Source organism: Shinella sp. (genome assembly GCF_035998705.1).
Taxonomy (GTDB): Bacteria; Pseudomonadota; Alphaproteobacteria; order Rhizobiales; family Rhizobiaceae; genus Shinella.
The window spans coordinates 13859-33676 of record NZ_DASYHH010000009.1; the positions used below are offsets into that span (position 1 = coordinate 13859).

General features: G+C 64.0%; 20 protein-coding genes. 6 read left to right on the forward strand and 14 right to left on the reverse strand.

Translation table 11 applies throughout. The features are described 5' to 3' along the window. Positions 1 to 32: 32 nt before the first annotated feature. Both VGN93_RS06755 and rplQ read left to right on the forward strand, forming a co-directional pair. On the forward strand, positions 33 to 1043 hold the full coding sequence (locus VGN93_RS06755) for a DNA-directed RNA polymerase subunit alpha (RefSeq protein WP_256116145.1): 1011 nt from the start codon (positions 33 to 35) through the stop codon (positions 1041 to 1043). Between the two features lie 121 nt (positions 1044 to 1164). Continuing rightward, positions 1165 to 1587, forward strand: a complete 423-nt coding sequence (rplQ, locus tag VGN93_RS06760; protein WP_319319226.1) for a 50S ribosomal protein L17 — start codon at positions 1165 to 1167, stop codon at positions 1585 to 1587. A gap of 60 nt (positions 1588 to 1647) precedes the next feature. On the opposite strand, the gene VGN93_RS06765 is transcribed toward rplQ, so the two are convergent. The 3 genes from VGN93_RS06765 to msrP all read right to left on the reverse strand — a co-directional run bounded on the left by VGN93_RS06765 (position 1648) and on the right by msrP (position 4039). Beyond that, positions 1648 to 2358, reverse strand: a complete 711-nt coding sequence (locus tag VGN93_RS06765; RefSeq protein ID WP_327506856.1) for a class I SAM-dependent methyltransferase — start codon at positions 2356 to 2358, stop codon at positions 1648 to 1650. Between the two features lie 83 nt (positions 2359 to 2441). Then, positions 2442 to 3098 (reverse strand): protein-methionine-sulfoxide reductase heme-binding subunit MsrQ, encoded by a 657-nt coding sequence (msrQ, locus tag VGN93_RS06770; protein WP_327506857.1) that lies wholly within the window; start codon positions 3096 to 3098, stop codon positions 2442 to 2444. Continuing rightward, positions 3098 to 4039 carry a protein-methionine-sulfoxide reductase catalytic subunit MsrP gene (msrP, locus tag VGN93_RS06775; protein ID WP_327506858.1) on the reverse strand — a complete coding sequence of 314 codons (942 nt, stop codon included), beginning with the start codon at positions 4037 to 4039 and terminating at the stop codon, positions 3098 to 3100. The genes msrQ and msrP overlap by 1 nt, the downstream gene beginning before the upstream one ends. Positions 4040 to 4243: 204 nt before the next feature. Between msrP and VGN93_RS06780 the strand changes: the two genes are divergently transcribed. After that, the gene (locus VGN93_RS06780; RefSeq protein ID WP_327506859.1) at positions 4244 to 5647 is read left to right on the forward strand and encodes a DegQ family serine endoprotease; all 1404 of its coding nucleotides are present in this window, start codon (positions 4244 to 4246) and stop codon (positions 5645 to 5647) included. Then, complete coding sequence (locus VGN93_RS06785; protein WP_327506860.1) at positions 5644 to 6951, forward strand: replication-associated recombination protein A; 1308 nt, start codon at positions 5644 to 5646, stop codon at positions 6949 to 6951. Before VGN93_RS06780 ends, VGN93_RS06785 begins: the two co-directional genes overlap by 4 nt. On the opposite strand, the gene VGN93_RS06790 is transcribed toward VGN93_RS06785, so the two are convergent. After that, complete coding sequence (locus VGN93_RS06790; protein ID WP_327506861.1) at positions 6948 to 7265, reverse strand: DUF1883 domain-containing protein; 318 nt, start codon at positions 7263 to 7265, stop codon at positions 6948 to 6950. The genes VGN93_RS06785 and VGN93_RS06790 overlap by 4 nt on opposite strands. Before the next feature lie 269 nt (positions 7266 to 7534). On the opposite strand from VGN93_RS06790, the gene VGN93_RS06795 reads away from it, so the two are divergent. Further along, positions 7535 to 8482, forward strand: coding sequence for an alpha/beta fold hydrolase (locus VGN93_RS06795; RefSeq protein WP_327506862.1), 948 nt, complete (start codon positions 7535 to 7537; stop codon positions 8480 to 8482). 114 nt (positions 8483 to 8596) lie between these two features. Here VGN93_RS06795 and VGN93_RS06800 read toward each other — a convergent pair whose 3' ends face one another. The 10 genes from VGN93_RS06800 to VGN93_RS06845 all read right to left on the reverse strand — a co-directional run bounded on the left by VGN93_RS06800 (position 8597) and on the right by VGN93_RS06845 (position 19022). Then, entirely contained in the window at positions 8597 to 8773 is a 177-nt protein-coding gene (locus VGN93_RS06800) for a hypothetical protein (RefSeq protein WP_256116135.1), read from the reverse strand. A 99-nt stretch (positions 8774 to 8872) separates the two neighbouring features. After that, entirely contained in the window at positions 8873 to 9511 is a 639-nt protein-coding gene (locus VGN93_RS06805; protein ID WP_327506863.1) for an alpha/beta family hydrolase, read from the reverse strand. A gap of 7 nt (positions 9512 to 9518) precedes the next feature. Continuing rightward, positions 9519 to 9689 carry a hypothetical protein gene (locus VGN93_RS06810; RefSeq protein ID WP_319319195.1) on the reverse strand — a complete coding sequence of 57 codons (171 nt, stop codon included), beginning with the start codon at positions 9687 to 9689 and terminating at the stop codon, positions 9519 to 9521. 61 nt (positions 9690 to 9750) lie between these two features. Beyond that, complete coding sequence (locus VGN93_RS06815; protein ID WP_319319192.1) at positions 9751 to 10743, reverse strand: endonuclease/exonuclease/phosphatase family protein; 993 nt, start codon at positions 10741 to 10743, stop codon at positions 9751 to 9753. 108 nt (positions 10744 to 10851) lie between these two features. After that, on the reverse strand, positions 10852 to 11433 hold the full coding sequence (locus tag VGN93_RS06820; protein ID WP_327506864.1) for a histidine phosphatase family protein: 582 nt from the start codon (positions 11431 to 11433) through the stop codon (positions 10852 to 10854). 100 nt (positions 11434 to 11533) lie between these two features. After that, entirely contained in the window at positions 11534 to 15343 is a 3810-nt protein-coding gene (locus VGN93_RS06825) for a vitamin B12-dependent ribonucleotide reductase (protein WP_327506865.1), read from the reverse strand. Between the two features lie 626 nt (positions 15344 to 15969). Beyond that, on the reverse strand, positions 15970 to 16557 hold the full coding sequence (locus VGN93_RS06830; RefSeq protein WP_327506866.1) for a PDC sensor domain-containing protein: 588 nt from the start codon (positions 16555 to 16557) through the stop codon (positions 15970 to 15972). A gap of 193 nt (positions 16558 to 16750) precedes the next feature. Next, positions 16751 to 17248: a xanthine phosphoribosyltransferase gene (gene gpt / locus VGN93_RS06835; protein WP_319319182.1), complete on the reverse strand. Its 498-nt coding sequence runs from the start codon at positions 17246 to 17248 to the stop codon at positions 16751 to 16753. A 111-nt stretch (positions 17249 to 17359) separates the two neighbouring features. Further along, positions 17360 to 18202: a universal stress protein gene (locus VGN93_RS06840; RefSeq protein WP_327506867.1), complete on the reverse strand. Its 843-nt coding sequence runs from the start codon at positions 18200 to 18202 to the stop codon at positions 17360 to 17362. Positions 18203 to 18266: 64 nt separating this feature from the next. Beyond that, the gene (locus tag VGN93_RS06845; RefSeq protein ID WP_327506868.1) at positions 18267 to 19022 is read right to left on the reverse strand and encodes a competence/damage-inducible protein A; all 756 of its coding nucleotides are present in this window, start codon (positions 19020 to 19022) and stop codon (positions 18267 to 18269) included. Between the two features lie 168 nt (positions 19023 to 19190). Between VGN93_RS06845 and wrbA the strand changes: the two genes are divergently transcribed. After that, positions 19191 to 19790: an NAD(P)H:quinone oxidoreductase type IV gene (gene wrbA, locus VGN93_RS06850; RefSeq protein WP_319319174.1), complete on the forward strand. Its 600-nt coding sequence runs from the start codon at positions 19191 to 19193 to the stop codon at positions 19788 to 19790. Positions 19791 to 19818: the final 28 nt, after the last annotated feature.

Sequence of the window (19818 nt, forward strand, 5' to 3'; positions counted from 1 at the left end):
TGGATGGTGGCGGCGAACGGAAGGCAAAACATATGATCCAGAAAAACTGGCAGGAACTGATCAAGCCGAACAAGGTGGAGTTCTCCTCCTCCGGCCGCACCAAGGCAAGCCTTGTTGCCGAGCCGCTGGAGCGTGGCTTCGGCCTGACGCTCGGCAACGCGCTGCGTCGCGTCCTCCTGTCGTCGCTGCGCGGTGCGGCTGTTACCGCCGTGCAGATCGACGGCGTACTGCATGAGTTCTCGTCGATCCCGGGCGTCCGCGAAGACGTGACCGATATCGTGCTGAACATCAAGGAAATCGCCATCAAGATGGATGGCGACGATTCCAAGCGTATGGTCGTGCGCAAGCAGGGTCCGGGCGTCGTGACGGCTGGTGACATCCAGACGGTCGGCGACATCGAGATCCTGAACCCCAACCATGTGATCTGCACCCTCGACGAGGGCGCCGAAATCCGCATGGAGTTCACGGTCAACAACGGCAAGGGCTACGTCCCGGCCGACCGCAACCGTTCCGAAGACGCGCCGATCGGCCTCATCCCGGTCGATAGCCTCTACTCGCCGGTCAAGAAAGTGTCCTACAAGGTGGAAAACACCCGTGAAGGCCAGGTTCTCGACTATGACAAGCTGACGATGTCCATCGAGACCGACGGCTCCGTCACCGGCGAAGATGCGATCGCGTTCGCGGCCCGCATTCTTCAGGACCAGCTCTCGGTCTTCGTCAACTTCGACGAACCGCAGAAGGAAGCCGAAGAAGAGTCGGTCACCGAGCTCGCCTTCAACCCGGCGCTCCTCAAGAAGGTCGACGAACTGGAACTTTCCGTCCGTTCGGCGAACTGCCTGAAGAACGACAACATCGTCTACATTGGCGATCTCATTCAGAAGACCGAAGCCGAAATGCTTCGCACCCCGAATTTTGGTCGCAAGTCGCTGAACGAAATCAAGGAAGTTCTCGCTTCCATGGGCCTGCATCTCGGCATGGAAGTGCCCGCATGGCCGCCTGAGAACATCGAAGATCTCGCCAAGCGCTACGAAGACCAATACTAAGACCGCACGCGCCCCGCGAGGGGCGCGTAAAGCTGGCCTTAGCATCTATAAACTGCGCATGTACCTGACATGCGCCACCATCAAACGGCAGGCAACTGCCTGCATGTGAAGGAGAACCGAGATGCGCCACCAGAATTCGGGCCGCAAACTCAACCGTACTGCCAGCCACCGCAAGGCGATGTTCGCCAACATGGCTGCCTCGCTCATCGAACATGAGCAGATCGTCACCACGCTGCCGAAGGCGAAGGAAATTCGCCCGATCGTCGAAAAGCTTGTCACGCTCGGCAAGCGCGGCGACCTGCACGCTCGCCGCCAGGCGATCTCGCAGATCCGTGACGTTGCCGTCGTCGCCAAGCTGTTCGACGCCATCGCAACCCGTTACGCCACCCGCAACGGCGGCTACCTTCGCATCATGAAGGCCGGCTACCGTCGTGGCGACAATGCTCCGCTCGCCGTCATCGAGTTCGTTGACCGCGACGCGTCCGCAAAGGGCGCGAAGGACCTCGCTCGCGTGGAAGCCGAAGCGCAGGCCGAAGCAGCCTGATCACCGGTTTACGGAATTGAATAAAAAGGCCGGGGCATGTCCCCGGCTTTTTCTTTGCGGCTATGTCGGCTTTCGCGCCCGCGCCATCAGCGTCCAGCCCCAGTCGCGCCGTTCCATGATGCTGCGCCAGGCATGGCCTATGGTGGGCCCCAGAAGGGCATTCAGCCGCCGGCCGGCGAGGATGTGGCGAAAGCCCTTGTGGGCGATGGGCGTGACCGAGACGAGGTTCTCGACGTTGAAATGCGGGCGCAGCAAGGCGTCGAGCTGCCACCGGTCCACCCAGTTTCGCAATTGTCCGGGGGCGGGCGGCGGTATCTCGCAATAGGTGCTGAGCACCGCCCTGTTTTGCGTGGCGAGCAGCAGCAGGCCGCCCGGGCGCAGGAGCTGGGCGATCCGCGCGATGAAGGCCTCCTGGTCGGCGACATGGGAGAGCACTTCCAGGCTGACGATGACATCGAAACTGGCCTCGCCAAGCGGCAAGGTGGCGAAGTCGCCGGCGATAAAACCGACGCCCGGCCAACGGGCCTGCGCGCGCCGCAGCACGTCGTCCGAAAGGTCCGTGCCGGTGACGCGGCCATACCGGGTGAGTTGCGGGCAGAACCAGCCCGTGCCGCAGCCGACTTCGAGAATATCGAGATTGCGGCCCGGCTGCTGGTCGAGCCAGCCGGTGACGACTTCCGCCTGGCGCCGCGAGACCTCGCTGATCCGGTCTTCCCGGTTGTCGGCGTTCCAGGTATTCCAGAACGTGCGCTGGCTTTCGAGCGTTTCCATCGCGGCAGGATGGAGCCGGTGGCTCTCCGGCGCCAGCTATCCATCTGTAGCCCGGAATATTCCATTGGTGGTAGGCGTGTCGGCTAGGCCGAGCGTTCCTGTCCGCGAACGGTGGTCGCCTGCGGTCTCGCCCGTTTCTTGCCGCGCAGGATTGGCCGTATCAGTCGGTAGGCGAGAAGCATCGCGACGAGGACGATATAGAGCCATTGCTCCGGCCCGACGACTTTTACGGCCATGGCGAAGTGCAGCGCGCCCGCAGCGGCGATGATATAGATCAGCTTGTGCAGCTTCACCCAGCGCGGCCCCAGCCTGCGGATCGACCAGTTGTTCGACGTCAGCGCCAGCGGGATCAGCATTACGAAGGCTGCCATGCCGATGGTGATGAACGGCCGTTTGGCGATGTCGGTGATGATGGCCGCGAAGTTCAGGTACTGGTCGAGCACCATATAGGTCAGGAAGTGCATCAGCACGTACCAGAAGGCGAGCAGCCCGAGCGCGCGCCGGTAGCGCACCCAGTTGATGCCGACGAGATCGCGGATCGGCGTGATGGCGAGCGTTAAGACGAGGAAACGCAGCGCCCACAGGCCGAGCAGGTGCTCGAATTCCTTGACCGGATTGCCGGGGAGGCGGCCCGTCGCGCCGAGATAGAAGCCATAGGCCGCCGGCAGCAGGCCGGCGGCATAGAGCAGCCAGATCGACGCCGCATGATATTTGCGGGGCAGGGCAGGCAGGCCAGCCATCAGAAATTCGCCCGAAGGTCCATGCCGGAATAGAGGCTTGCAACCTCCTCGCCATAGCCGTTGAAGGGCAGCGTCGGGCGGCGGTTCGCGCCGAAGAAACCGCCTTCGCCGATTCGGTTCTCGCTCGCCTGGCTCCAGCGCGGATGGTCCACCTCCGGATTGACGTTGGCGTAGAAGCCGTATTCGTTCGAGGCGGAGAGGTTCCAGGTGGACGGCGGCTGCTTGTCGGTGAGCGTGATCCGGACGATCGACTTGATACCCTTGAAGCCATATTTCCACGGCACGACGAGGCGGATCGGCGAGCCGTTCTGGTTGGGCAGCGTCTTGCCATAGACACCGACGGCGAGGATCGCCAGCGGGTGGCGCGCCTCATCGAGCCGGAGACCCTCGACATAGGGCCAGGGCAGCGGCTGGAAGTAACCGGACTGTCCCGGCATTTCCTCCGGCCGGACGACCGTCTCGAAGGCAACGTATTTCGCGTCGCCCAGCGGCTCCACCTTGTCGAGGAGGGCGGCAAGCGGAAACCCGATCCAGGGGATCACCATGGACCAGGCTTCGACGCAGCGCATGCGGTAGACGCGCTCTTCGAGCGGCAGGGCCATCAGCTCTTCCAGCCCGAATTCCTTCGGCTTGCCGACGAGTCCGTCGACCTTCACCGTCCAGGGCGTCGGTTTGAAGCCCGTCGCATTCGCCACCGGGTCGCCCTTGCCCGTGCCGAATTCGTAGAAATTGTTGTAGCTGGTCACATCTTTTTCGGGCGTCAGCGTCTCATCGACCATATATTGGCTTTTGGACGCCGTCAGGGACGCTGCGAAGGCGGACGAGCCTCCGGTCGCCAGCGCGCCACCCGCCGCAGCGGCGAGAAAGGTACGGCGGTTGAGGAAACAGTGTTCCGGCGTGATTTCCGAGGCGGCGAGGCGTGGCGGGCGGTAGAGGGACATGGCGGGGCTCGATCTGTTGGTTGCTTTCCCTGGTTCCTACGTAAACAAGGCTCGTGTTGTTTCAACGGCCGCAAAAGATTTCTCGCGACCACTTTTTCGTGTGTTGCGCATGCCGCCAATCATTCGGTGCGGCGCCGCGCGGTTTGCCTTTTTTCCTGCGAAATCCTATCTGATCGTGGCGCAGACACGAAGGAGACTCGTCCAATGCTGAAAGTACGCATCCTGCTTGCCGCCCCGCTGGTCGTTGCGCTTGCGTTGGTCACGCCCGCAACCGCTCAGGAGCGCACCGTGCCGCAGTCGCGCACGGAGATGCAACTCTCCTTCGCGCCGCTCGTCAAGCAGGTCGAGAACGCCGTCGTGAATGTCTATGCCGAACGCGTCGTCGAGCGCCGCTCGATCTTCGAAGGCGATCCCTTCTTCGAGCAGTTCTTCGGCCAGCGCATGCCGAACCGCAGCGAGAAACAGTCGTCGCTGGGCTCTGGCGTCATCGTCAGCACCAAGGGTTTCGTGGTGACGAACAATCACGTGATCGAAGGCGCCAGCGACATCAAGATCGCGCTGGCGGACGGCCGCGAATATGAAAGCACGGTGGTGCTGAAGGACGAGCGCATCGACCTCGCCGTGCTGAAGATCAAGGCGGACGCCGACTTCACGTCGCTACCGCTCGGTGACAGCGATGCGGTGCAGGTCGGCGACCTGGTTCTCGCCATCGGCAACCCGTTCGGCGTCGGCCAGACGGTGACGAGCGGCATCGTCTCGGCGCTGGCGCGCAACCAGGTCCGCTCCGGCGATTTCGGCTTCTTCATCCAGACGGATGCCGCGATCAATCCCGGCAATTCCGGCGGCGGCCTGATCAACATGAACGGGGAGCTGATCGGCATCAACACCGCGATCTTTTCGCGCGGCGGCGGCTCGAACGGCGTCGGTTTCGCCATCCCGGCCAATCTGGTGAAAACCTTCGTGGCGAGTGCCGAAAACGGCAGCGCCAGCTTCGACCGGCCGTTCGTCGGCGCGACCTTCGACGCGGTCACCTCGGAAGTCGCCGAGGCGCTCGGCCTGGAGCGGGCACGCGGCGCGCTGATCTCGCAGGTGCAGCCCGGCAGCCCGGCGGAAAAGGCCGGCATGAAGGCTGGCCAGGTCGTCACCGCCGTCAACGGCGTGCCCGTCGAACATCCCGATGCGCTCGGCTATCGCCTCACCACCGTCGGCATTGGCGGCACGGCGCGCATCACGGTCGTCAACAACGGAAAAGAAGAGGAACTGACACTCTCGCTCGACCGCGCGCCGGAAACGACGCCGCGCGACGAACGGCTGATCGAAGGCCGCAATCCCTTCTCCGGCGCCGTCGTCGCCAACCTGTCGCCGCGTGTAGCCGAGGAACTGCGCATGCCGTCCAACCGGGTGGCGGCCGGCGTCGTCGTCACGGAGATCAACCGCGGCTCGCCGGCCGCGCGCATCGGCCTGCAGCCGCGCGACATCATCATCGAATTGAACGGCACCGCGGTCGCCAGCACCGAAACGCTCGCCTCGCTCGTCAACGAGGATCCGTCCATCTGGCGCGTCGAAATCGAGCGTGACGGGCAGCGCATCCGGCAGTTCTTCCGATGAGCGATCTCTTCGCCCCGCGTGAACCGGAGGACATGGCGGCGAAGCGGCCTCTTGCCGATCGCCTGCGCCCCCGCACGCTCGGCGAAGTCTCCGGCCAGGAACACCTGACCGGCCCGGACGGCGTGCTCTCGCGCATGATCGAGGCGGGCTCGCTCGGCTCGATGATCTTCTGGGGGCCGCCCGGCACCGGCAAGACGACGGTGGCGCGCCTTCTCTCCGGCGAAACCGGGCTCGCCTTCGAGCAGACGTCGGCGATCTTCTCCGGCGTCGCCGAGCTCAAGAAGCTGTTCGACGCCGCCCGGGCGCGCCGCATGGGCGGGCGCCAGACGCTGCTCTTCGTCGACGAGATCCATCGCTTCAACCGCGCCCAGCAGGACAGTTTCCTGCCGGTCATGGAGGACGGCACGATCGTGCTCGTCGGCGCCACCACGGAAAACCCGTCCTTCGAGCTCAACGCCGCTCTTCTCTCCCGTGCCCGCGTGCTGACCTTCAAGCCGCATGACGAGGCCAGCCTGGAGGAGCTTCTGAAACGCGCCGAGGCGAGCGAGGGCAAGCCATTGCCGCTCGACGAGGAGGCGCGCATGTCGCTGCTGCGCATGGCGGATGGCGACGGGCGGGCGGTGCTGACGCTGGCGGAGGAAGTCTGGCGGGCGGCGCGCGCCGACGAAACCTTCGGCCAGGACGATCTCTTCCGCATCGTGCAGCGCCGCGCGCCGGTCTACGACAAGTCGCAGGATGGCCACTACAATCTCATCTCCGCCCTGCACAAGGCGGTGCGCGGCTCGGATCCGGATGCCTCGCTCTACTACCTGACGCGGATGCTGGATGCCGGCGAGGACCCGTTGTTCCTCTGCCGCCGCATGGTGCGCATGGCCGTCGAGGATATCGGTCTGGCCGATCCGCAGGCGCTCGTCGTCTGCAATGCGGCGAAGGACGCCTATGACTTCCTCGGCTCGCCGGAGGGGGAACTGGCGCTGGCGCAGGCCTGCCTCTATCTCGCCACCGCGCCGAAATCCAACGCCGTCTACACCGCCTACAAGTCGGCGATGCGCGCGGCGAAGGAAAACGGCTCGCTGCTGCCGCCAAAACACATCCTCAACGCGCCGACCAAGCTGATGAAGGGCGAGGGCTACGGCGACGGCTATCGCTACGACCACGACGAGCCGGACGCCTTTTCCGGCCAGGACTATTTTCCGGAAAAGATGGGTCGCCGGACCTTCTATGATCCGGCGGAGCGCGGTTTCGAGCGGGAATTGCGCAAGCGGCTGGAATGGTGGGCGAAGCTGCGCAAGGAAAGAGGCTAGGAGGCCGCGTTGAAGCGCGGCGCCGGCTTCTGCGGCGCCAGCGGCACGATCTTGATCGACGATTCCGCCTTGCCCGTATGCCCTTCCATGTCGATCACCACATGCCAATGGCCGCTCTCCGGTATCTTCAGCCGGATCGGCGATTGTTTGGCGACGCCGCCCAAGAACTTGTGCTGGCGGGCATTCTTGAACAGGTCGAAATTGGCGTGGCTCATCAGGCGCACATTGGCGACCGTCGAAAGCGTGATTTCGATCGTCGTGCCGCCGCGCTGCATGTCGAGATCGTAATGCGTGTAGGAAAAGCTGTGTGCCATGGCCTGCCCGGATGTATCTGGTTTTGCGCTAATGTTCGCACGCACCGGTTAATCTTCTCTTCCGCGCAGGCGGCGGCGAGTGCGCCTTGATTGCCTATTCTTTTCAATTGATTGCCAGGCAAACCGGATTCAATCCGGCAGCCGCTTGATTCCGTTTCTCAGGCTCCTTGCAAAAAAAATCACGCCGCTCTGTCGGCGCGGGCATGGGGCCGTCGTCCTTGAGGCATGAAACCGGCGGGCATGCCGGCCAGAACCCCGAGGAGAGAGACATGCCGAAAATGACCATCATCACCCTGGTGACCGCCGCCCTTGCCGCCTTCGTACCGGCGGCCGCCGTGCAGGCCGAGGAGATCAAGGAAAACCCGTTGCAGGGCGAGGCCGGCATGCCGGACAAGGCGGGCCATCTCGAGGTGAACGGCATCAACTATTATTATGAGATCCGCGGCGAGGGCGAACCGCTGCTGCTGCTGCATGGCGGCCTCGGACAGATCGAGATGTTCGGCGCCAACCTCAAGACGTTGCAGGACAAGCGCCAGGTGATCGGCGTCGATCTCCAGGGCCACGGCCGCACGCCGCTCGGCAATCGGCCGATCGATATCCCGGCGATCGGCGCGGACATGGCCGAACTGGTGACAAAGCTCGGTTATGACAAGGTCGATGTGCTCGGCTATTCCTTCGGCGGCGGCGTCGCCTTGCAGATGGCGGCGCAGGCGCCGGACAAGGTGCGCCGCCTCGTCATCGCCTCCGCGCCCTTCGCCCGGAACGGCTTCTTCCCGGAAATGCTGCCGCAGCAGGCGGCTGTCTCCGGCGCCATGGCGGAGATGATGAAGGAGACGCCGATGTACAAATCCTACGCCGCCGTAGCGCCGGATGTCTCGGAATTCCCGAAACTGCTCGACGCCATGGGTGCGGCGATGCGCGGCGACTATGACGCCTCCGATGCGGTGGCGAAACTCTCCATGCCGGTCATGCTGATCTTCGGTGACAGCGACATGATCCGCCCGGAGCACATCGTCGAATTCTACCAGAAACTCGGCGGCGGGCTGCGGGATGCCGGCTGGATGCGGGAGAACATGGCGAAGAACCGCCTTGCCATCCTGCCGGGCCTGACCCACTACGAGACCTTCGCGGCCCCGGCGCTCGTCAGCACCGCCTTGCCGTTCCTCAATGGTGAGACCAGCACGCAGAGCTGGGCCGGGCAGGTCGATAACAATTAATCTGGAAAAGAGAGAGAAGCCCGGATGCGAGGATCGCATCCGGGCTTCATCACGTCCGTGAGGCCGTCTGCCGGCGGCAGCCGCGCTCCAATCGACCCCAGATCGGGGCAGCGCTCAGTGGCAGACGCGGACGCGTTTGATGATCAGGTTGCCGTAATAGTCGTAGCTCTTGATCTTCTTGATGACGCAATAGGGCTGGTAGTCGTAGCTGTAATAGCCGGCCTGCGAGGGGGCGGCGAAGGAAGCGACGGCGGTGAGGGCGACGGCGGCGGCGAGAATGAAGTTGCGCATGGTGGGGTCCCTTCTGGTTCGGTTGGGATGGTTCGTTCCATCCAGTGACCGAACAATCCCATGGGACCGTTTTGCCCGCTGTTCCGCATGGAACAGGGTCTAGCCAAGTGTCTCCGTCCAGGCCTTGACCGTCTTCGCCATGGTGGCGAGATGGTCGGCGGCGGAGAAGCCGGAGATGCTCTTTCGCGGCTTGAGATCATGGTCGCCGTCTTCCAGCCAGAGCATGCGGATGGTGTCCGGCAGGCCGTAACCCGGCACCTCCTCCTTCGTGCCGAAGGGGTCGCGGGTGCCCTGGCAGATCAGGGTCGGCGTCTTCAGGCCCATCAGATGAGCGGTCCGCAGCTGCGCGGGTTTCTCCGGCGGATGGAACGGATAGCCGAGGCAGAGAAGGCCGGCGATGCGGCTCTCGGTGAAAAGATCGTCCGCCACCATGCTGGCGACGCGCCCGCCCATCGACTTGCCGCCGATAACGAGCGGCCCCTTCGCCCCGAGTTCCGCGATGGCGCCGAGAAATTCCGGGTTCAGCGTCTCGGCCTTCGGCGGCGGCCTGCGGCTGCCCTCGTTGCGCCGGGCGGCCATGTAGGAAAACTCGAAGCGCGCGACCCGCAAGCCCTCTGCCGCAAGCGCCGTGGCCGCGGCGGTCATCGCCGGCGAATCCATCGGCGCGCCGCTGCCATGCGCGAGAATCAGGGTGGTCGCGGCGTCTTCCGGGCCGGTGAACAGGAAGCGGGTGCTCATCGCTGCCTCACTTCGCATGGTCCTTCACGTCGCCGGGCGCGATCGGATCGCTTGCCGGAAAGGTCTCTTCGAGCGCCTCTTCCAGATAGTCGTCCTGCTCGGCCTTGGCGTCCTTGTTCTTCTGCCGGGCGCGCTCCGCTTCAAGCGAGGTCTTCGGGCTGTCCTTCTCGGTCGGCATCGTCATCTCCCGTGTTGGTTTCTTCCAAGATAGGGCATTTTCCCGTCGAGACGAGAGGCTTTCAGGTCTCCGGCAGGGTGAGTTCGGCAATGACGGGCAGGTGGTTCGAGCCGAAGGCCGGGCCGACGCGGCGCGCGCGCACGGAAATATCCGGCGAGACGGCGACATGGTCGATCGACGCGCCGATATAGGCAAGAGCGTCGAGTTTCAGGCTGAAACGCGTCACCGGCTGCAACCAGCCGCCAGCCGTAGAAGCGAGGCCGGCCTGTTTCAAAAAATTGCGGAAGAAGGGGGACCAGGTCGGCGTGTTCCAGTCGCCGGCGACGATGACCGGTGCCTTTTCGAGATCGCCCTTCACGGCGTCGGCGGCGGCCGAAAGATAGTCGTTGCGGTCGCGCCACTGCCAGAGCCGGCGCGGCGTTTCCGGGTGAAAGGCATAGAGGAAGAGCGGCTTGCCGCCCATGTCGAGCTCGAGGCGGAGTGGCTGCTTGTAGGCGCGCTCCTCGGTAAAGGCGCGTTTCAGCTCGGTCTCCGCCCGGATCGGCAGCGTGGAAAACACCTTCAGGCTGTCGCGGATGCGGGTGTCGACACCGCTTTCATAGGCGAACAGGCCGGAGGCGGAGAGCGCCTGCTCCCAGCGCGCCGTCGTTTCCTCCAGCACGACGATGTCGGGCTTTTCGCGGCGCAGCAGCTCGATGAAGACGGCCGGGTCCTCGCGGTTGTGCACATAGAGATTGGCGGTCAGCACCTTCAGGCCGCTCGTCGCAGAAGAGGCGCGGGCGGTCGGCACGTCGGCGGCCGGTATGAGGGCGATGGCAAGCCCGGCAAGCGCGATCACGATCGCCTTCAGGCGTCGCGTCACGACAGCGGCCACGACCAAGAGCGCGCCGGTGGCGACGATATAGGGCCAGGCGAAGGTGAGCAGGTCGACGAGCCAGAACCGGTCCCCGGCAAGCACGACGATGCTGACGGCGAAGAGATAGGCGATGACGCCCGGCAGGACGAGGACACGGTAGGCAAGGGCGATGGGTCCACCGCGCGGTACTGTCGGCATCGACTGTTCCTTCTGCATCACGGGATTCGCGGGAGGTCGATTCCCGTAACGGGAGGTTTGCATGTACCCCGCACATCCCGACGCTGCAATGACATCGTGCCCTGACAGCTACGCAGCCGACCCGAAATGCCGCACGGCCCAGCGCCGGCCATCGCTCGTCAGCGAGAGCAAACCGAGCGGCTCGACGTCGACACGCCAGACCGAGGTCAGCGGTGCGCCGAGAACATGCGCGAGAACGATCTTCAGGACGATACCATGCGTGACGGCCAGCCGGCGCCCTCCGGTCCCATGCAGCCCATCCAGCCAGGCGGCCGCGCGTTCGCGCACCTGTTCGAAGCTTTCGCCGCCATGCGGCGCCGCAGACGGGTCCGCCATCCAGCGCTGGAGATCGTCGGCCGCGACATCGGCCACCGCCAGCCCGGTCCAGCGCCCATGGTCGACATCCCGGAGCGCATCACAAACTGTCGGCTTCGACGAGAAGGCGGCCGCCGTTTCGGCCGCGCTGATCTCTGGGGCATGCAGCACGTCTTCGAATGCGGGAAGGGTGCGCGCGAGCTGCGTTGCGCGTTCGCGTTCCTTGGCGAGGATCGGCTCGTCGGAGGAAAACCGCTGCTGCTGGTTGGAGGCGGTCGCGCCGCGGCACAGCAGCGTCAGGCGGGTCGCCCGGATGCGGGTTGTTTTTCCGCTCACGTCTTGCACGGCTTGCCTGTCGTCGTCGGGTTTCTGCTTTGTTCCAAAAACACCTTCCGGGCAGTTGCCTGCCCGGAAGGAAATGTCATGGAGGTTCCGATCAGCTGCAGCCACTCGTGGCGCCGCAGGTGTCGCACTTCTCGCAGGTGCCGTTGCGCACCATCGTGAAGTTCTGGCACTCGGAGCACATGTTGCCCGTATACCCTTGCGCGATCGAGCGCATGCGGCGTTCGGCTTCGAGCTTCTTGGCGTCGGCCTTGGCGCTGGCGGCTTCGGCGGCGGCCTTGTCGGAGAACAGGGCGGTGATGCCCTGGTTCGCCTCTTCGGCGACATCGCCTGCGGCCTCATCGGCAGGTTCCGCCGCGCGCTCCTCGTAATCGCGCTTGAAGGCGACGATTTCGGAGGTGGAGACGGCGACGGCCGGCTCCAGCTTGCGCGCGGCATTGCCGGCAAACGAGGTGATGTTGCTGGCCGAGGATGCCTTGGCGGGGGCAGCGGTTGCGGCACCCTTCGGCTCGCCGAGCGAGCGTTCGCCGTTCTGTACGAGCGTCGGCTTGTGGCCGCGCGTCCAGCCGGTGGAGATCAGGTTGGTCTTGCCTTCCTGGATGCCCTTGCCGAGCGCGGTGTTGGAGAAGTCCGACGTATCGACATGGGCGAGGTCGTGGCGGCCGAGATAGGAGACGGCGAGTTCGCGGAACACGTAGTCGAGGATCGACGTGGCGTTCTTGATCGCGTCATTGCCCTGCACCATGCCGGCCGGCTCGAACTTGGTGAAGGTGAAGGCCTCCACATATTCTTCCAGCGGCACGCCGTACTGGAGACCCAGCGAGATGGCGATGGCAAAATTGTTCATCATCGCCCGGAAGGCAGCGCCTTCCTTGTGCATGTCGATGAAGATCTCGCCGAGACGGCCATCGCCGAATTCGCCGGTGCGCAGATAGACCTTGTGTCCGCCGACGACGGCCTTCTGGGTATAACCCTGGCGGCGGTTCGGCAGCTTTTCGCGGTCGCGGACCAGGCGCTCGACGATCCGCTCGACGATCTTTTCCGTGACGGTGACGGCCTGGGCGGCAGCCGGGGCCGCGATCAGCGCCTCGACGGCATCATCCTCGTCGTCCTCATCCTCGATCAGCGAGGAGTTGAGCGGCTGCGACAGCTTGGAACCGTCGCGGTAGAGGGCGTTGGCCTTGAGCGCGAGCTTCCACGACAGCATGTAGGCGTTCTTGCAGTCCTCGACGGTCGCCTCGTTCGGCATGTTGATCGTCTTGGAGATGGCGCCCGAGATGAACGGCTGGGCGGCCGCCATCATGCGGATGTGGCTTTCGACCGAGAGGTAGCGCTTGCCGATCTTGCCGCAGGGATTGGCGCAATCGAAGACGGCGAGGTGCTCGGTCTTGAGGAACGGCGCGCCTTCCAGCGTCATCGCACCGCAGACGTGGATGTTGGCGGCTTCGATGTCCTTCTTCGAGAAGCCGATATGCTCCAGCAGGTTGAAGGACATGTCGGAAAGCTGCTCGTCGGAAACCTTCAGCGTTTCCTTCAGGAAGTCGGCGCCGAGCGTCCACTGGTTGAAGGCGAACTTGATGTCGAAGGCCGCCTTGAGACCGGCGCTGACCGCTTCGATCTTCTCGTCGGTGAAGCCTTTGGCCTTCAGCGAGCCGGGGTTGACGGCCGGTGCCTGGTTCAGGTTGCCGTGGCCGACGGCATAGGCCTCGATCTCGGCGATCTGGCTTTCCGAATAGCCGAGCGTGCGCAGCGCTTCCGGAACGGCGCGGTTGATGATCTTGAAGTAGCCGCCGCCGGCGAGCTTCTTGAATTTCACCAGCGCGAAGTCGGGCTCGATGCCGGTCGTGTCGCAATCCATGACGAGGCCGATCGTGCCGGTCGGCGCGATCACGGTCGTCTGGGCGTTGCGGTAGCCGTGCTTCTCGCCGAGTGCGACGGCCTTGTCCCAGGCGGCCTTGGCGTGGACGATCAGGGTCTGGTCCGGGCAATCGCCATGGATGAGAGCGACCGGGTTGACCGAGAGAGCCTCGTAGCCGGTGGTTTCGCCGTAGGCCGCGCGGCGATGGTTGCGCATGACGCGCAGCATGTTGTCGCGGTTCGGTGCGAAATTCGGGAACGGGCCGAGCTCGCTCGCCATTTCGGCCGAGGTCGCATAGGAGACGCCCGTCATGATGGCGGTGAGCGCACCGGCAATGGCGCGGCCTTCCGTCGAGTCGTACGGGATACCCGACGACATCAGCAGGCCGCCGATATTGGCATAGCCGAGGCCGAGCGTGCGGTATTCGTAGGAGCGTTCGGCGATCTGGCGCGACGGGAACTGCGCCATCATCACGGAGACTTCGAGCACGATGGTCCAGAGGCGGACGGCGTGTTCGTAATCGGCGATGTTGATGTTCTTGGTGGCCGCATCCTTGAACTGAAGCAGGTTCAGCGAGGCGAGGTTGCAGGCCGTGTCGTCGAGGAACATGTATTCCGAGCACGGGTTCGAGGCGCGGATCGGGCCCGCGGCCGGCGAGGTGTGCCAGTCGTTCATCGTCGTGTTGAAATGCAGGCCGGGATCGGCCGATGCCCAGGCGGCATGCGAGATCTGTTCCCACAGGTCGCGCGCCTTCAGCGTCTTCATCACGCGGCCGTCCTTGCGGGCGGTCAGGTTCCAGTCGCCGTCATTCTCCACTGCGCGAAGGAAGTCGTCCTTCAGCGAGACGGAGTTGTTGGAGTTCTGGCCCGAAACGGTGAGGTAGGCTTCCGAATCCCAGTCCGTGTCGTAGGTCTTGAACTCGATATCCTTGTAGCCCTGCTTGGCGAACTGGATGACGCGCTTGACGTAGTTTTCCGGAACCTGGTCCTTTTTGGCAGCGCGGATTTCGCGCTTGAGGGCCGGGTTTGCCGCCGGGTCATAGCACTGGTCGCCATCGGCCGAGCAATTGATGCAGGCCTTCATGATGGCCTTGAGGTGCCTGGCGACGATCTTCGAGCCGGTGACGAGCGCCGCCACCTTCTGCTCTTCCTTGACCTTCCAGTTGATGTAGGCCTCGATATCCGGATGGTCGATATCGACCACGACCATCTTGGCCGCGCGGCGCGTCGTGCCGCCGGACTTGATGGCGCCGGCCGCGCGGTCGCCGATCTTCAGGAAGCTCATCAGGCCGGAGGACTTGCCGCCGCCGGAAAGCTTTTCGCCTTCGCCGCGCAGATAGGAGAAGTTGGAGCCGGTGCCGGAGCCGTATTTGAAGAGGCGCGCTTCACGCACCCACAGGTCCATGATGCCGTTTTCGTTGACGAGATCGTCTTCCACGGACTGGATGAAGCAGGCATGCGGCTGGGGATGCTCGTAAGACGACTTGGATTTCGTCAGCTTGCCGGTGAAGGGGTCGACATAGAAATGGCCCTGGCCGGGGCCGTCGATGCCATAGGCCCAGTGCAGGCCGGTGTTGAACCACTGCGGCGAGTTGGGCGCGACGCGCTGGGTGGCGAGCATATAGGCAAGCTCATCCTTGAAGGCGGCCGCGTCTTCCTCGGAGGCGAAATACTTGCCCTTCCAGCCCCAGTAGGTCCAGGTGCCGGCGAGGCGGTCGAAGACCTGGCGTGCGTCGGTTTCCGAGCCGTAACGCTCACCCTCGGGTAGAGCCTTCAGGGCGTCGGCATCGGCAACGGAACGCCACAGGAAGGAAGGAACGTCGTTCTCTTCGACCTTCTTCAGGCGCGCAGGCACGCCGGCCTTGCGGAAATACTTCTGGGCCAGGATGTCGGCAGCGACCTGGGAGAATTGCGCGGGCACGTCGATGTCCGCGAGCCGGAAGACGATGGAGCCGTCCGGGTTCTTGATCTCGCTCACGGCCTTGCGGAATTCGATCTCCGCATAGGCCGATTGATCGGGTTTGGTGAAACGACGTTCTATGCGCATTGTCCGTTGTCCTTTGCTGCCGCATCCTGCCTCAAAAACAGGGCGCAATTATTCCCGTCCGGCCGCAATGCCCTGCAGCCAGCTCAAATCTTTCAGTCCGTGCGGGAAACCCGATCGATCTCGAGTGTCCTGTATCTTGTGCTGAGTATGGCTGCAAAGACTAAATATAGTATCAACAGCTTCTTTTTTCCAGCCCCATCTGCTGCAATGGCGCGTCAGGAAATCGGGCGCAACAACCCTCGTGCGGCGAGTGGATCATCCACCCGGCCACATGCGCAGGAAACGCGATTTCGTGATGAGAACCGACCTCGTAACACTACGGTCCAGCCGCCGCCGCAACTTGGATTTCATTAACCTCATCCGGGCGATTCCCGTCAAGGGCTGGTTTGTGACGGAAGATTGAACCCTATATCTTGTGCCTGTCCCTGTGGAAAATGGGGACATCCTGCGAAGCCTGCAAAACCAGCAGGTTCACCCCGAACGGCGGTGCGCCGGCAGGCGTAACTGTGGACAAGTGAAAAAAATAATAGGTAAAATTCAGGGGTCTTTAAGGTCTCCCGACTTCCTGGAATAGCGGTCCCGGCCGAGTTGTGATCGGTGGATAAAGTGATTCTCTGCCGTGCACGTCAAAGCGCGTCGAGGTTCACACCGACGGTGATCGTGCCGATGACCGCGCCGGTCTTCGGGTCCGTGATCGGCAGGCTCGCCTGCGCCTGCATGAGCTGCGTGGACTCGTCGCGCTCCGCGTCCTCGATATAGAGCGTGCCGGTGGCAAAGCTCTTCTGCCACTTGGCCTCGTCGCCCTGCCAGTAGTCGGAGGTGATGTCGCTCTGGCCGACATTGAGGCCGCGATTGTCCATCACGAAGATTTCGGTGATCAGCCCCTCGGCCGCGCGCTGCCGGCCCTTGAGGATAAGCGAGAGCGTGTTGGAAAGCTGCGCCTCGATCATCGGCCGCTCGGCGTTTGAAAGCTCGGCGCGCCAGCGCGCATCGAGCGCGTCGATCTCTGCTTGGTCGAGTTCCGCATGCGCGGCGTTCTGCGCGACGAGGGCGTTGAGGATGGCCGGCTCGGTCAGCCAGGGCCGCACGTTGTTCTCGACGAATTCCGTGACGGCTACGGTGCGGATATCCTCGGCCGTCGCCTGACCCGGGCAGAAGAGGGTCGCGAGGAGAAGGGTCGCCGATGCGGACATGGGAATTCGCAGACCGCGCATCTACCCGCCTGAAGGGATCGAAAGGGCACGCCACGCCGGCGGGCCATATCAGCACTATCTGTTGGAGGCATTGCGGAATGATTAAGCCGGCGGGCAGGCTTGGCCCATCCGCCGGCTTTCCACGAAAAAATCGTCAAATCAGTCTGTTGCGACGCAGCATTGATTCTGTTTCAAGCGGCCCGCACAAACGATCTCAGCCGCGCTCGCCCTTGGCGATCGGCTCCTGGTAGGTGAAGCCCATGTCCCAGGGGAAATAGATCCAGGTGTCCTGGCTGACCTCGGTGACGAAGGTATCGACCAGCGGGCGGCCCTTCGGCTTGGCGTAGACGGCGGCGAAATGCGCCTTGGGCAGCATGGCGCGCACTTCGGCCGCCGTCTTGCCGGTATCGGTCAGGTCGTCGATGATGAGGATGCCTTCGCCGCCCTGCTGCGACAGCTCGGGCGAGATGCCCTTCAACACATGCATTTCGCCCTGCGAGACATAGTCATGGTAGGAGGCGACGCAGACCGTCTCGATGACGCGGATATTGAGCTCGCGTGAGACGATGGCCGCCGGCACCAGGCCGCCGCGGGTGATACAGACGATCGCCTTCCATTCTCGGTCGCCATCCGCCAGCCGCCAGGCGAGCGCGCGCGCATCGCGGTGGAACTGGTCCCAGGATACGGGGAAGGCTTTGTCGGGCAACGACATGGGGTGGCTCCTGATGGCAGAAAAACAGAGATTCCCTCTGTCTAAAGCACTTCGCCGCCCAAAGAAATCACCGCCCGGCCCTGGAGCCGGGCGATCCACAGCGAAGTCGGGTTACCTCGACATCAGCGTCGGCACGCGCGCGCCGCGCATCATCGCGACGGTGACGCCGCCGAACAGGCGCTGACGCAGCCGCGAATGGCTGTAGGCGCCCATGACGATGAGGCCGGCATCGATCTCCGTCGCCCGGCGGTTCAAAGCCTCGGCCACCGAATGGCCGTCGGAAGAGCCGGAGGCGACCGTCGTCTTGATGCCGTGGCGGGCAAGCGTCGCGGCAAGCTCGGCCCCGCAGAAATCACGCGACTGCGTGGCGTTTTCCGGCGGATCGATGGTGAAGATCTCGACATCCCTGGCGGCCGTCAGGAAGGGCAGGGCGTCGAAGGCGGCGCGCGCCGCTTCGCGCGAGCCGTTCCAGGCCAGAAGCACGCGTTCGATGGTTTCCGGGCCGGCCGGCGCATTGGCGACGAGATAGACCGGGCGGCCGCTCTCGTAGAGCAGATCCTCGATGTCTTCACGCGAGGGGCCTTCGATATCCGGATCGAACTGGCCGGCCAGCACGATGTCGGCGCCCCGGGCGCTGTCGATGATGCCGGCGGAAGCATAACCGGCGGTGCCGGTGAAAAGCCGCCATTCATAGGAAATGTCGTCGCGCTCGCAGCGCGACCGGAAGGCCTGCTCGACCTCGCGCGACTGGCGCTGGGCGCGCTCCTGCAGGTCCAGCACGGCGTTCGGATCGGGATATTCCATGGGCGCGATCAGCGTCACGACGACCGGCGCCTCGGCGTGGATGCCGATGACATGGCCGCCGGTCTTGCGCGCGAGCGCAAGCGCGTGGTCCGTCACCTTGCCGGCGTCATCGGCAGCGCTCAGCACTGCCACGATGGTCTTGTAGGTCATTTGGGCCTCCTGTCTGGTTCGTCGGAAACCTGCGCCTGCCGCCGCGGCAAAACCTTGATCCGGATCAAGAGGCGGCCTTGGCCACGGCGATTTCGGCGATCATCTGGAGTATATCACGTTCGGCCGCTTCCGCCGGTGCTTCTTCTCGGCTGCGGATGACGATCTCCGTCGAGAAGCGGTTTTCGGAAAAGCGCGGATAGGAGCCGATGCTGGTTTCCGGATGGTTCTTCTGGATCGCGGCGAGCGCGCTGCCGATATCGCCTTCGCCGAAGGGCGAGGCGACGGAGCGCGACAGCATGGGCACGCCGCCCGAAAGCGTCGGCACGACGGCGCTCAGCATGGCGGTAAAGACCTGCGGCACGCCGGCCATCACATAGACATTGCCGATGTTGAAGCCCGGTGCGGTCGAAACCGGATTTTCGATGTGCACGGCGCCCTCGGGCATGCGGGCCATGCGCTTACGGGCCTCGTTGAACTCCACGCCGCGCCGCTCGTACATGGCGCCGAGCAGCTGCATGGCGAGCGGATCGTGCAGGCAGGGCACGCCAAAGGCCTTGGAGATCGCGTCCGCCGTGATGTCGTCATGCGTCGGGCCGATGCCGCCGGAGGTGAAGACATAGGTGTAGCGGGCGCGCAGCGCATTCAGCGCCTCGACGATCGCCTCTTCGTCGTCGCCGACGATGCGCACTTCCTTCAGGTCGATGCCGACGAGGAAGAGCACGTCGGCAAGCTGGCCGATATTCTTGTCCTTGGTGCGCCCGGAGAGAAGCTCGTCGCCGATGGCGAGCATGGCGGCGGTGGCGATGGGGCTGGAACTCATGGGCGCTCTCTGGATTTAGGCTGGCAATGCGACCGGATCGCATGGCATTGTCAATGGCGGGTGAACAGTCTGTCGACCGTGCGGCTTCTGTCGCCGATCCCTCAAAGTGCTACATCCAAGCCGACGCCGCGATCAAGCGGAAAGCAACTTCGACCAGAGGAGACCACGATGGCGAAAGTACTGGTTCTTTACTACTCGGCCTACGGCCATATCGAGAGCATGGCCTATGCCGTGGCGGAAGGCGCGAAATCGGCCGGTGCCGAAGTGACGGTCAAGCGCGTTCCCGAACTGGTCTCCGAAGAGGTCGCCAAGGCCTCGTACTACAAAATGGACCAGAAGGCCGAGATCGCCACCGTGGCCGAACTCGCCGACTATGACGCGATCATCGTCGGCGCCGGCACGCGCTTCGGCACGGTCGCCTCGCAGATGCGCAACTTCTGGGACCAGACGGGTGGCCTCTGGGCACAGGGCAAGCTGGTCGGCAAGGTCGGCTCGGTCTTCACCTCCTCGGCAACGCAGCACGGCGGCCAGGAATCGACCATCCTCGGCTTCATCCCGACGCTGCTGCACCACGGCCTCGTCGTCGCCGGCCTGCCTTACGCCTTCCAGGGCCAGATGGGTGTTGAGGCCGTCAAGGGCGGCTCGCCCTACGGTGCCTCCACGATCACCGACGGCGACGGCTCGCGCCAGCCTTCCGAAATCGAACTCGAAGCCGCCCGCTACCAGGGCGCCCACGTCGCCAAGATCGCCGGCAAGCTTTCGGCCTGACGTTTTCCTGGAGCGTCACCGAAAAATG

Coding starts and splice junctions, on each gene's coding strand:
- VGN93_RS06755 (WP_256116145.1), top strand. CDS start 33: ATGATCCAGAAAAACTGGCAGGAACTGATCAAGCCGAACAAGGTGGAG.
- rplQ (WP_319319226.1), top strand. CDS start 1,165: ATGCGCCACCAGAATTCGGGCCGCAAACTCAACCGTACTGCCAGCCAC.
- VGN93_RS06765 (WP_327506856.1), bottom strand. CDS start 2,358: ATGGAAACGCTCGAAAGCCAGCGCACGTTCTGGAATACCTGGAACGCC.
- msrQ (WP_327506857.1), bottom strand. CDS start 3,098: ATGGCTGGCCTGCCTGCCCTGCCCCGCAAATATCATGCGGCGTCGATC.
- msrP (WP_327506858.1), bottom strand. CDS start 4,039: ATGTCCCTCTACCGCCCGCCACGCCTCGCCGCCTCGGAAATCACGCCG.
- VGN93_RS06780 (WP_327506859.1), top strand. CDS start 4,244: ATGCTGAAAGTACGCATCCTGCTTGCCGCCCCGCTGGTCGTTGCGCTT.
- VGN93_RS06785 (WP_327506860.1), top strand. CDS start 5,644: ATGAGCGATCTCTTCGCCCCGCGTGAACCGGAGGACATGGCGGCGAAG.
- VGN93_RS06790 (WP_327506861.1), bottom strand. CDS start 7,265: ATGGCACACAGCTTTTCCTACACGCATTACGATCTCGACATGCAGCGC.
- VGN93_RS06795 (WP_327506862.1), top strand. CDS start 7,535: ATGCCGAAAATGACCATCATCACCCTGGTGACCGCCGCCCTTGCCGCC.
- VGN93_RS06800 (WP_256116135.1), bottom strand. CDS start 8,773: ATGCGCAACTTCATTCTCGCCGCCGCCGTCGCCCTCACCGCCGTCGCT.
- VGN93_RS06805 (WP_327506863.1), bottom strand. CDS start 9,511: ATGAGCACCCGCTTCCTGTTCACCGGCCCGGAAGACGCCGCGACCACC.
- VGN93_RS06810 (WP_319319195.1), bottom strand. CDS start 9,689: ATGCCGACCGAGAAGGACAGCCCGAAGACCTCGCTTGAAGCGGAGCGC.
- VGN93_RS06815 (WP_319319192.1), bottom strand. CDS start 10,743: ATGCCGACAGTACCGCGCGGTGGACCCATCGCCCTTGCCTACCGTGTC.
- VGN93_RS06825 (WP_327506865.1), bottom strand. CDS start 15,343: ATGCGCATAGAACGTCGTTTCACCAAACCCGATCAATCGGCCTATGCG.
- VGN93_RS06830 (WP_327506866.1), bottom strand. CDS start 16,557: ATGCGCGGTCTGCGAATTCCCATGTCCGCATCGGCGACCCTTCTCCTC.
- gpt (WP_319319182.1), bottom strand. CDS start 17,248: ATGTCGTTGCCCGACAAAGCCTTCCCCGTATCCTGGGACCAGTTCCAC.
- VGN93_RS06840 (WP_327506867.1), bottom strand. CDS start 18,202: ATGACCTACAAGACCATCGTGGCAGTGCTGAGCGCTGCCGATGACGCC.
- VGN93_RS06845 (WP_327506868.1), bottom strand. CDS start 19,022: ATGAGTTCCAGCCCCATCGCCACCGCCGCCATGCTCGCCATCGGCGAC.
- wrbA (WP_319319174.1), top strand. CDS start 19,191: ATGGCGAAAGTACTGGTTCTTTACTACTCGGCCTACGGCCATATCGAG.